We start from the raw sequence: 12015 nt of genomic DNA on the forward strand, positions 1-12015 counted from the left end.
ATCGCCGGAGCCGCATAGGTCAGGGACTCGGCGACCTCGCGGAACGCCTCCAGCATCGGCTCCATCAGCGGGGAGTGGAAGGCGTGCGAGACCGTGAGGCGCTTGGTCTTGTGACCCCGCTCGGCCAGCTGCCCGGCCACCTCCAGGACAGCCCGCTCGGTGCCGGAAATGACCACCGCGGAGGGCCCGTTGACGGCCGCGATGTCCACCTCGGAGCAGAGCAGCGGGCGGACCTCGGCCTCGGCCGCCTGGACGGAGACCATCGCGCCGCCCTTCGGCAGCGCGCCCATCAGCGCGCCACGGGCCGCCACCAGACGGGCCGCGTCCGCCAGCGACAGGACGCCCGCCACGTGCGCGGCGGCGATCTCGCCGATCGAGTGCCCGGCGAGCAGGTCGGGGCGGATGCCGTAGGCCTCCAGCAGGCGGTACAGAGCCACCTCGACCGCGAAGAGCGCCGGCTGGGTGAACTCCGTGCGGTGGATCTCCTCCCCGTCGCCGAAGACCACGTCCTTCAGCGGCAGGTCGAAGTGCGCGCACACCTCGTCGAAAGCGGCGGCGAACACCGGCTGCGCCTCGTACAGCTCACGCCCCATCCCCGGACGCTGCCCACCCTGACCCGAGAACAGGAAGGCCAGCTTCCCGCCGGACACCGCGCCCTCGACGACCCCGGACGCCGGACGGCCCGCGGCCAGGGCCTCCAGGGCGGACAGCAGACCGTCCCGGTCCGCCGCCACCACGGCCGCACGGGTACCCAGGGCCGCCCGCGAGGTCGCCAGCGAGAAGGCCACGTCCGCCACGTCCAGGTCCGTGTCCGCCGTCACCCGCTCCAGCAGCCGGCCCGCCTGCGCCCGCACCGCCTGCGCGTCCCGCCCCGACAGCACCCACACGGGCAGGGGGGCGTTCGCCGTCGGCGGCTCCGGCTCGCTGAGGGGCGGTGCTTCCTCCAGGATGACGTGGGCGTTGGTGCCGCTGATGCCGAAGGAGGAGACGGCGGCCCGGCGGGGTTCGCCCGTCTCGGGCCAGGTGACGCTCTCCCCGAGCAGTTCGACCCGCCCGGCCGTCCAGTCCACGTGCGGGGTGGGCGCGTCGACGTGGAGGGTGCGGGGCAGGACGCCGTGGCGCATCGCCATCATCATCTTGATGACGCCGGCCATGCCCGCCGCGGCCTGGGTGTGGCCCAGGTTCGACTTGAYGGAGCCGAGCCACAGCGGCCGGTCCGTCGCCGCCCGGTCCTGGCCGTAGGTGGCGAGGAGCGCCTGCGCTTCGATGGGGTCGCCGAGGGTCGTGCCCGTGCCGTGGGCCTCGACGGCGTCGACCTGGCCGCCCGTCAGGCCGGCGTTGGCCAGGGCCTGGCGGATGACGCGCTGCTGGGAGGGGCCGTTGGGGGCGGACAGGCCGTTGGAGGCGCCGTCCTGGTTGACCGCGGACCCCTTGAGGACCGCGAGGACCTCGTGGCCGTTGCGGCGGGCGTCCGACAGCCGCTCTACGAGGAGCAGGCCGACGCCCTCGGACCAGGCGGTGCCGTCGGCGGCGGCGGCGAAGGGCTTGCAGCGGCCGTCGGGGGCCAGGCCGCGCTGGCGGCTGAAGTCGACGAAGGAGGCCGGGGTGGACATCAGGGCGACACCGCCGGCCACGGCGAGCGAGCATTCGCCCCGGCGCAGGGCCTCGGCCGCGAGGTGCAGGGCGACGAGGGAGGACGAGCACGCCGTGTCGACGGTCAGCGCGGGGCCCTGGAACCCGTAGAAGTAGGACAGCCGGCCCGACAGGACGCTGCCCGCGCCGCCCGTGCTGAGGTACCCCTCCAGGCCGCTCTCCCCGGCGAGCCGGGGCGCGTAGTCGTGGTACATCTGCCCGGCGTAGACGCCGGTGCGGCTGCCGCGCAGGGAGTCGGGGTCGATGCCCGCCTGCTCGAACAGCTCCCAGGAGGTCTCCAGCAGCAGCCGCTGCTGGGGGTCCATCGCGAGGGCCTCGCGCGGGGAGATCCCGAAGAAGCCGGCGTCGAACTCGGCGGCCCCGTCGAGGAATCCGCCGTCGCGGGTGTACGTGGTCCCGGGCGCGTCGGGGTCGGCGTCGAACAGGCCGTCCAGGTCCCAGCCGCGGTCCCGCGGGAAGGGGCCGACGGCATCGGTGCCGGAGGCGACCAGCCGCCAGAGTTCCTCGGGCGATCCCACGCCGCCGGGGAACCGGCAGGCGGCGCCGACCACGACGACCGGGTCGGCGGCGTCGGCCAGCGGGTCCTGCCCGGCCCGCTCCCCCGTCGCGGGGGCGGACGTCCCGTCGAGGAGAGCGCCGCGCAGGAACCGGGCCAGCAGGAGCGGGCTCGGGTGGTCGAACGCCAGCGAGGCCGGCAGCCGCAGGCCGGTGGCGGCGGCCAGGCGCGTGGCCAGCCTCACCGATGCCATGGAGTCGAAGCCGAGCGGCCGGGACCGCTCCCGGGGGTCGGAGGCGGGGGCGGCACCGCGGACGTCGGCGATGGCGTCGGCGACGATGCGCAGCAGGCGCCGTTCGCGGCCGGCCTCGCTCAGGGGGGCCAGTTCCGCGGTCAGCCTCAGGGCCAGTGCCGGGTCCTCGGTGGCCGTGGCGGTGGCGCGCGCCGGCTCGTCGCCGAACGCGTGGACCCGGACGGCCGGTTCGCCCTCGATCAGCGCGGCGTCGAGGCCTTCGCCCAGCTCCCGCCCGGTGACCTCCGGTGCCGCGCTCAGGGAGAGCGCCTTACGGCCGTCCGCGCGCAGGCGCCGGGCGACGGCGTCGAGGACGGCGACGGCGCCGGGTACGGCACCGGGCCCGGTGGCGGTGAGCAGGACCACGGCGTGGGTGTCGAAGCCGGTCAGGGCACGGTCGACCGCTTCGGCGTCGGCGGGGTCGCAGGTGGCGCGGACGACGTCCGGGCACAGGTGGGCGCCGGTCAGGTGGGCGGCGAGGGCCGCGGCGCGGTCCTCGCCGGGGCCGGTGAGCAGGAGCACGGGGGTGCCGGCCAGTGCGCTCGTGTCGTCGGCGGGGAGCGAGGCGGGCAGCGGCGCCGGTTCGGGCAGGGTCCGGCCGACCCGGTCGTGGTGGGTGGAGCCGGCCGCGAGGAGCCGCGAGGGCTCGGGGCCGTTCCCGACCAGCCCGCGGACGATCTTGCCGGAGGCGGTCCGGGGGATGCGGGTCGTGAGGTGGAGCGCGGCGGGCACCTTGAAGTAGGCGAGCTGCTCGCGGCACCGGGTCAGGATGTCCGCGGGCGACAGGCTCCGGCCGTCCTTGGGCACCACGTAGGCGACGGGGACCTCGCCGAGTCCGGGGTGGGGGCGCGCGACCACGGCGGCGTCGGCGACGGCTTCGTCGGCGCGGATCAGGTCCTCGATCTCGGCGGGGTGGATGTTCTCGCCGCCCCGGATGATCAGTTCCTTGAGCCGTCCGGTGATGGTCAGGAAGCCGTCGGCGTCGAGCCGTCCCAGGTCGCCGGTGCGGTACCAGCCGTCGTGGAAGGCCGCCGCGGTCGCCTCGGGGGCGTGGTGGTAGCCGAGCATCAGGCTGGGGCTGTCGACCCAGATCTCGCCCTCGTCGCCGCCGGGGACGTCGAGCCGGGTGGCCGGGTCGACGACGCGCAGGCCGAGGCCCGGTACGGGGCGGCCGCAGGAGCCGGGGACGCGCGGTCCGGTGAGCGGGTTGCAGGTGATGACGCCGGTGGTCTCGGTGCTGCCGTAGCTGTCGATCAGCGGGACGCCGAAGGCCGCGGCGAAGCGTTCGCCGAGGGCCGCGCCGGTCACCGCGCCGGCCACCAGGAACGCCCGCAGTCCGGTGAGGGCCGGTTCGCCCTCGCCCGCGGTGTCCAGCAGGTGGTGGCACAGGGTCGGGACGGCCGCCATCAGGGTGTACGGGGCCGCGCGCAGTTCGGCGAGCACCTCACCCGGCGTGAAGTCGGCCATGATCCGCGCGGAGGCGCCGGTGGCGGTGACGCCGAGGACGCAGAGGTTGAACGCGAAGCTGTGGTGCAGCGGCAGGGGCCACAGCAGCCGGTCGTCCTCGGTGATGCCGAGGACCGACGGGTAGCCGGCCGCGACGGACCGGAGGCCGGCGCGCTGGGTGGACAGGACGCCCTTGGGGGCGCCGGTGGTGCCGGAGGTGTAGAGCATCCAGGCGACCTCGTCGAGGCCGAGGTCGTCCGGGGCGGGCACGGCCGGTTCGGTGGCGCACAGCCGCGCGAAGTCGTGGACGTCGTGGACGTCGTGGGTGGCGGGGGTGTCGTCGTGGGTGTCGCCCGGTGCGGAGACGACGACGAAGCGGATGCCGTGTCCGACCGCGTCCAGGCGGCGGTACTGCGCGAGGCGGTGCGCGTCGGTAATGACGAGGACGGCTTCGCAGTCGTCGAGGACGTGCCTCAGTTCCGCGTCTCCCGCGTGCGGGTTGACCGGCACGGCGACGAGGGACGCCCGGGTCGCGGCGAGGAAGCCCTCGACCGTCTCGACCCGGTTGCCCAGGTGGACCAGGACGCGTCGGCCGCGGCCGTCCGCGAGGGCGGCGAGGTGACCGGCGAGCCGGCCCGTCGTCGTCGCCAGTTCCCCGTACGTGACGCCGCGCGTCCCGTCGGAGTAGGCGACCCGGGCGGCGCGCTCGCGTGCGTGCTCCCGGAGGAGTTCCGAGATCGGCCTGACAAGGCCGGCCCGCACACCCTGCTCCCCCATTGCGTGTCCCTCGCATCCGATCGACCACATTGATCCGGACCAATGCTCTTACCGAACGGGAGAAAGCTTTATGAATTCCTTTGGCTTCCCCCGCCAGGCGGCCGATACTATGCGAACCGACAAGCGAGATCAACTTCAATAGTGGTGTTACCCAGGGCGACCCCTATCAGCCCCTATAAACCCCTGCGGAAACCCCTACCAGAGCCCTCCAGGCAACCCCTATAAAGCAATCCGAGGAGTATTCGTGTCCCTTCCGATAATGGATGACGAGTTTTTGAGCAACCCCTATCCGGCCTTCGCCGACCTCAGGGCGAAGGGGCCGGTGCACCGGATGCTGCTGCCCAGCGGCCTGCGGGTATGGGCCGTTGTCAGCCACGAGGAGGCCCGGGTCGCGATGACCCACCCGGCGCTGTCCAAGGACATCGACACCTCGGTCGAGCTGGGCTACTTCGACCGCGAGATGAGCGCCGGCGGCACGCCCCGGCTGGAGCACAGCTCGGTGGGCCGGCACATGCTCAACATGGACCCGCCGGGCCACACCCGGCTGCGCAAGCTGGTCAACAAGGCCCTGACCGCGCGCAGCGTGGAGCGGCTGCGGCCCACGATCGAGCGGATCAGCGCGGATCTGCTGGACGCGGCCGAGAAGGCCGCCGCGGAATCGGGCGACGGCACCGTGGACCTCGTGGAGCACTACACCGCGGTGTTCCCGGTCAAGGTGCTCGGGGAACTCCTGGGCATCACGGCCGAGCACCTGCCGATCCTGGTGGGGCTGACGGGCGCCATCATGTCGAACGACAACGAGAACGCCGGCGCGAACATGGCGAAGTTCGGGCAGCACATCGGCGCGATGATCCAGCAGAAGCGGGCCGATCCGGGCGACGACCTCATCAGCGCCCTGGTGACCGCCCGCGACGACCAGGACCAGCTTTCCGACGTGGAACTGGTCTCGACGGTCTTCCTGCTGGTGGTGGCGGGATACGAAACCACCGTGAACATGATCGGGCACGGCGTGCGGGCGCTGCTGAACCATCCGGAACAGCTCGCGGCGGTCCGCGAGGACCCGGCCCTCATTCCGGCCGCCAACGAGGAATTCCTGCGCTACGAGGGTCCGGGGAACCGGGCGACCCTGCGCTACGCGACGGAGCCGCTGGAACTGGGCGGTGTGACGGTCGGGGCGGGCGAATACGTGTCGGTGCTGCTCGGGTCGGCCAACCGGGACGAGGCGAAGTTCGCCTGCCCGCACATGCTCGATGTGGCCCGGTCCACCAACGGGCACCTGGGATTCGGGTACGGAATCCACTACTGCGTCGGCGCGCCGCTCGCCCGCGCGGAAATGGAAATCGCGCTGCGCGATATCCTCGCCCGATTCCCCGACCTTTCCCTCGCCGTGCCGGATTCGGAATTGCGCTGGCGCAAGAGCTTCATGATGCAGGGCCTGGAGACGCTCCCGGTGCGGCTGCGCCCGTAGCGGGAGGGAAAAGGAAAGGGCCTGCGCCCGGCGGATCGTTCCGCCCGGCGCAGGCCCTCCGCGTTCGTCCCTACTTGCCGAACTCCGCCCGGATGAAGTCGAAGATCTCGTCGGCGGAGGCGGTGCCCAGGGCCGCGGTGGCGCCGGCGCCCCCGTCCGTCCCGTCCGCGGGCCCGGCGGGCGATGCCGTCGCCAGGAGCGCCAGCAGGCCGTTCAGGCGCGCGGACACGTCCGCCCGTACGTCCTCGGACGCGTCGGAGGCGACCGCCCGCAGGGTGCCCTCCAGCCGGTCCAGTTCGCCGAACACCGGCGGGCGGACCTCCTCGACGGCGAGCAGGCCGCGCAGGTGCGCGGCGAGCGCGGCCGGCGTCGGGTAGTCGAAGACGAGGGTGGTGGGCAGGCGCAGCCCGGTGGCGGTGCCGAGGCGGTTGCGGAGCTGGACCGCGGTGAGGGAGTCCAGCCCCAGTTCCAGGAAGCCCCGGTCGGCCTCGACGGCCTGCGGTCCGGCGTGGCCGAGGACGGTGGCGGCGTGGCCGCGCACCAGGTCCGACAGGATCCGCGTGCGCTCGTTCTCCGGGAGTCCCGCCAGCTGCTGCGCCAGGGAGGTCCGCGGCGCCGCCTCGGCGGCGGCCGCCGCCCGGCGCACCGGTACGGGGACCAGGGCGCGCAGCAGCGACGGCACGCTCTCGCCGGCCGCGGCCTGGGCGCGCAGCGCCGCGAGGTCCACCCGCATCGGCACGAGCACGGCCTCGTCGCGGGTGAGGGCGGCGTCCAGGAGTTCCAGGCCCTCGGCGGTCGTCAGGGCCTGGGCTCCGGCGCGCTCGATGCGGGCGATCCCGGCCCCGTCGAGGTGTCCGGTCATGCCGCTGCGTTCGGCCCACAGGCCCCAGGCGAGGGACTGGGCGGGCAGGCCGAGCGCCCGCCGGTGCTGGGCGAGGGCGTCGACGTAGGCGTTGGCCGCGGCGTAGTTGCCCTGGCCGGGGGCGCCGAACAGGCTCGCGGCGGAGGAGAACAGGACGAACGCCGACAGGTCGAGCCCGGCGGTGAGTTCGTGGAGGTGTCCGGCCGCGTCGGCCTTGGGGCGCAGGACCGCGTCGAAGCGCTCCGGGGTGAGGGACTCGATCACACCGTCGTCCAGGACCCCCGCCGTGTGGATGACGGCGGTCAGCGGGTGGGCCGCCGGGACCGAGTCCAGGAGGGCGGCCACGGCGTCGCGGTCGGCGGTGTCACAGGCGGCGACGGTGACCGAGGCGCCCGCCTCCGACAGTTCGGCGACGAGGTCCTCGGCGCCGCCGGAGCGCGAGGCCAGCAGGAGGTGACGTACGCCGTGGACGGTGACCAGGTGGCGGGCGACGGCCCGGCCGAGGGTTCCGGTGCCGCCGGTGATCAGGACGGTGCCGCCGGGTGCGAGGAGCGGCCCGCGCGGTGCGGGGGCGGCGTCCGTCGCGGTGGCGGCGGTCGCGGTGGCGGCGGTCGCGGTGGCGGCGGTCGCGCTCGTGGTCGTACGGGCCAGGCGCAGGGCGTGGACCGTGCCGCCGCGCAGCGCGGTCTGGGGTTCCGCGGAGGCCACGGCCCGGCCCAGGGCGGTCTGGTCGCCGGCTGCGAGCACGCTCTCGGCGGTGTCCCCGGCGGCCGGCTCCAGGTCGATCAGCAGGAACCGCTCGGGGTGCTCCGACTGCGCCGAGCGCACCAGGCCCCACACGGCGGCCTGGACCAGGTCCGGGGCCCCGTCGGTCTCCCCCGTCGCCACGGCGCCCCGGGTGACGACGGCGAGGCGGGAGTCCGCGAGGCGGGGGTCCGCGAGCCAGGACCGCAGCAGTTCCAGGGTGGCGGCGGTCGCGGCGCGCACGTCGGGGGCGCCCGCGGCGGGCGAGGCCAGTACGAGCGCGGGGGCGGCGGTGAGCTCCGCGAGGTGCCCGATCCGCTGGGCGCCGGCCGCCGGGCCGGGGGTGGCGCTGCCGAGCACCGCCCAGGGGCCGCCGGGGGCCGCCTGCGCGGCCGGGAGCGGGGTCCAGTCGAGGCGGAACAGCGCGTCGGCGTGCCGGGAGCGGGCGGCGGCGAGCCGGTCGCGGGTCAGCGGGCGCAGCACCAGCGAGGCGACGGTCGCCACCGGGAGGCCGGTCTGGTCGGTGAGTTCGAGCGAGACGGCGTCGTTGCCGGCGGGCGCGAGGGCGACCCGCAGCGCCGTGGCGCCGGTGGCGTGCAGGGTCACGTCGTGCCAGGAGAAGGGCATCCGCCCCTCGCCGATCCCGCCGTCCTCGCCGTCCTCGCCCGGCAGCGCTCCGAGCGGGATCGCGTGCAGGGCGGAGTCCGAGAGGGCGGGGTGCAGGCCGAAGCGGCCGGCCGGGTCCCGCTGGTCCTCGGGGAGGCTGACCTCGGCGAAGACCTCGTCGCCCCGGCGCCACGCGGCGCGCAGCCCCCGGAAGACGGGCCCGTACCCGAAGCCCGCCGCGGCGAACCGGTCGTAGAGGTCCGTCACGTCGACCGGGCTCGCCCCCTCGGGCGGCCACACGCCGAAGCCGGCGGTGGCGGGGGCGGTGTCCGGGGCGAGGTGCCCGCCGGCCTGACGGGTCCACGGCCGTCCGCCACCGGCCGGGTCGCCGTCCGAGCCGTCCGAGCCGTCCGAGCCCTCCGCGCCGTCGTTCCGCGCGTACACGGCCACCGGTCGGCGGCCCGCGTCGTCCGGTGCGCCGACGGTGAGCTGGACCTGGACACCGCCCTGCTCGGGCAGCGACAGCGCGGCCTCCAGGACGAGTTCCTCCACCCGGGGGCAGCCGAGCCGACGGCCGGCGTGCAGGGCCAGTTCCAGGAAGGCGGTGCCCGGCAGGAGCGCGTCGCCGAGCAGGGCGTGGTCGGCGAGCCAGGGGTGGGAGGTGCGGGAGAGGCGGGTGGTGAAGAGGAAGCCGTCGGTGTCGGGCAGCGGGACGGCGGCGCCGAGCAGGGGGTGTCCGGCGGAGCCGAGGCCGAGCGCGGTGGCGTCGCCGGCGGGGACGAAGGCCTCCGGCCAGTACCGGCTGCGCTGGAAGGCGTACGTGGGCAGGTCGACCGGCCGGGCCGGCCGGCCGGCGTGCACCGCGTCCCAGTCCACGTCGACGCCGTGGACGTGGGCGGTGGCGAGCGAGGTCAGGAAGCGGGCGGGGCCGCCGGAGCCGCGGCGCAGCGTCTCGCCCAGGAAGGCGTCGGTGCCGGCCTGTTCGAGGGTCTCGGCCAGCCCCACGCCGAGCACCGGGTGCGGGCCGATCTCCAGGAAGTGGGCGTAGCCGTCGGCGGCCAGGGCCCGTACGGCCGGTTCCAGCCGGACGGTCTGGCGCATGTTGCGGTACCAGTAGCCGGCGTCCAGTTCCTCGGTCTCCAGCAGGGTGCCGGTCACGGTGGAGTAGTAGGGAACGGCGGATCCGGCGGGGGCGACCGGTGCGAGGGCGTCGAGCATCCGCTCGCGCACCTCCTCGATGCGGGCCGAGTGCCCCGGGGTGTCCACGCCGTGGACCCGCCGGGCCCAGACGCCGTCGGCCGTGAGCTTCTCCAGGAGTTCGTCCAGGGCCGTACGGTCGCCCGCGACGACCGCTGAGGTCGGTCCGTTGACGGCGGCGAGGGAGAGCCTGCCGTCCCACGCGGACAGCAGGTCCTCGACGCGGTCCGCGGGCAGGGCTACGGAGGCCATGGCGCTGGTGCCCGACAGTTCGAGCAGGGCCTGGCTGCGCAGTGCGACGATCCTGGCCCCGTCGGCCAGGGAGAGCGCGCCGGCGACGACGGCCGCGGCGACCTCGCCCTGGCTGTGGCCGACCACCGCGGCCGGTTCGACGCCGCAGGCCCGCCAGAGTTCGGCGAGGGAGACCATCACCGCGAACAGGGCGGGCTGCAGGACGTCCACCCGGTCCAGGGAGGGCGCTCCGTCCGCGGCCCGCAGGACGTCGGTCAGCGACCAGTCCAGATGGGGGGCGAACGCGGCCGCGCAGGCTTCGACGCGTGCGGCGAAGACCGGGGAGGTGTCGAGGAGTTCGAGGGCCATGCCGGTCCACTGCGAGCCCTGGCCGGGGAAGACGAACACCGGCCGGACGCCGGAGGACCGGGCCACGCCGGTGACCGGCCCGGCGGGGAGCCGGCCGGCGGTGAGGCGGCCCGCGCCCCCGTCCGCGTTCCCGCCCGCGTCGGCGGCCAGCGCGTCCAGAGCGCCCAGGAAGCCGTCGCGGCCGTCGGCGAGGAGGACCGCGCGGTGTTCGAAGGCCGAGCGGGCGTGCAGCAGGGCGCCGCCCACGTCGTACGGGTCGAGGCCCGGGTCGGCCTGGACGAGGGCCCGCAGCCGCTCGGCCTGTGCGCGCAGGGCCGGGGCGGTGCGGCCCGAGAGCGGCCAGGCGGTGGCGGCGGCGCCGGGGGAGAAGGCGGCGGGGCGGGCGGCGGGTGCGGCGGGGTCCCCGTCGGCGGCCGCTGGGGCCTCGGCGGGGAGGGGGTCCGGGCCGGGGTCGGGTGCCTGTTCCAGGATGGCGTGGGCGTTGGTGCCGCTGATGCCGAAGGAGGAGACGGCGGCGCGCCGGGGGCGTCCGGTCTCGGGCCACGGCCGGGCCTCGGCCAGCAGTTCCACCGCGCCGGAGGCCCAGTCGACGTGCGGGGTCGGCTCCGTGGCGTGCAGGGACTGCGGCAGGACGCCGTGCCGCATGGCCATGACCATCTTGATGACCCCGCCGGCGCCGGCGGCGGCCTGGGTGTGGCCGATGTTGGACTTGAGGGAGCCCAGCCACAGCGGCTGGTCCGCCGGGCGCTCCTGGCCGTAGGTGGCCAGCAGCGACTGCGCCTCGATCGGGTCGCCGAGGGAGGTGCCCGTGCCGTGGGCCTCGACGGCGTCGACCTGGTCCGCGGTCAGCCGGGCGTTGGCCAGGGCCTGCCCGATGACCCGCTGCTGCGAGGGGCCGTTGGGGGCGGTCAGGCCGTTGCTCGCGCCGTCCTGGTTGACGGCCGAGCCGCGGATCACGGCGAGGACCTCGTGGCCGTTGCGGCGGGCGTCGGAGAGCCGCTCCAGGAGGAGCATGCCCACTCCTTCGGACCAGCCGGTGCCGTCGGCGTGCGCGGAGAAGGGCTTGCAGCGGCCGTCGGGGGCGAGCGAGCGCTGGCGGCTGAACTCCACGAAGGAGGCGGGCGTGGACATGACCGTCGCCCCGCCGGTCATCGCCAGCGAGCACTCGCCGCGGCGCAGCGACTCGGCCGCCAGGTGCAGGGTCACCAGCGAGGAGGAGCAGGCGGTGTCCACGGTGAGGGCGGGGCCCTCGAAGCCGAAGGTGTAGGCGATGCGCCCCGAGGCGATGCTGCCGGCGCTGCCGTTGATCACGTAGCCGGCCAGGTTCTCCCGGCCTTCCAGGAGGTTGGCGTAGTCGTGGTACATCACGGAGAGGAACACGCCGGTGCGGCTGCCGCGCAGCGAGGCGGCGTCGATCCCGGCCCGTTCGACGACCTCCCAGGCGGTCTCCATCAGGAGGCGCTGCTGGGGGTCCATCGCGAGGGCCTCGCGCTGGTTGATGCCGAAGAACGCGGCGTCGAACTCGGCGACGCGGTCGATGAACCCGCCCTCGCGGGTGTACGTGGTCCCGGGCCGGTCGGGGTCCGGGTCGTACAGCGCGTCGAGGTCCCAGCCGCGGTCGGCGGGGAAGGGGGAGATCGCGTCGACTCCCCCGTCGAGCAGCCGCCACAGGTCCTCCGGCGAGGTCACCCCGCCGGGGAAGCGGCAGCCCATCCCGACGATGGCGATGGGCTCGTGGCCCGCTTCCTCGGCCTCGTGGAGCTGCTGCTTCACGGAGCGCAGTTCGACGGTCGCGCGCTTCAGGTAGTCGCGGAGTTCTTGTTCGGTCGCCATCGGCATTGCCCTTTGTTGTCTGATGTCGGAAACAGCTGCGG

3 protein-coding genes are annotated in these 12015 nt (G+C 75.1%); 1 reads left to right on the forward strand and 2 read right to left on the reverse strand.

The features are described 5' to 3' along the window. Positions 1 to 4664: beta-ketoacyl synthase N-terminal-like domain-containing protein (locus AB4039_RS30270; RefSeq protein ID WP_442272284.1), on the reverse strand; the 4664-nt coding region annotated here is incomplete at its 3' end. 244 nt (positions 4665 to 4908) lie between these two features. Between AB4039_RS30270 and AB4039_RS30275 the strand changes: the two genes are divergently transcribed. After that, a complete protein-coding gene (locus AB4039_RS30275) occupies positions 4909 to 6132 on the forward strand; it encodes a cytochrome P450 family protein (RefSeq protein ID WP_442272285.1) in 1224 nt (407 codons plus the stop codon). Positions 6133 to 6202: 70 nt separating this feature from the next. On the opposite strand, the gene AB4039_RS30280 is transcribed toward AB4039_RS30275, so the two are convergent. Then, positions 6203 to 11998 carry an SDR family NAD(P)-dependent oxidoreductase gene (locus AB4039_RS30280; protein WP_442272289.1) on the reverse strand — a complete coding sequence of 1932 codons (5796 nt, stop codon included), beginning with the start codon at positions 11996 to 11998 and terminating at the stop codon, positions 6203 to 6205. Positions 11999 to 12015: the final 17 nt, after the last annotated feature.

Source organism: Streptomyces sp. M-16, from assembly GCF_052114405.1.
Lineage (GTDB): Bacteria > Actinomycetota > Actinomycetes > Streptomycetales > Streptomycetaceae > Streptomyces.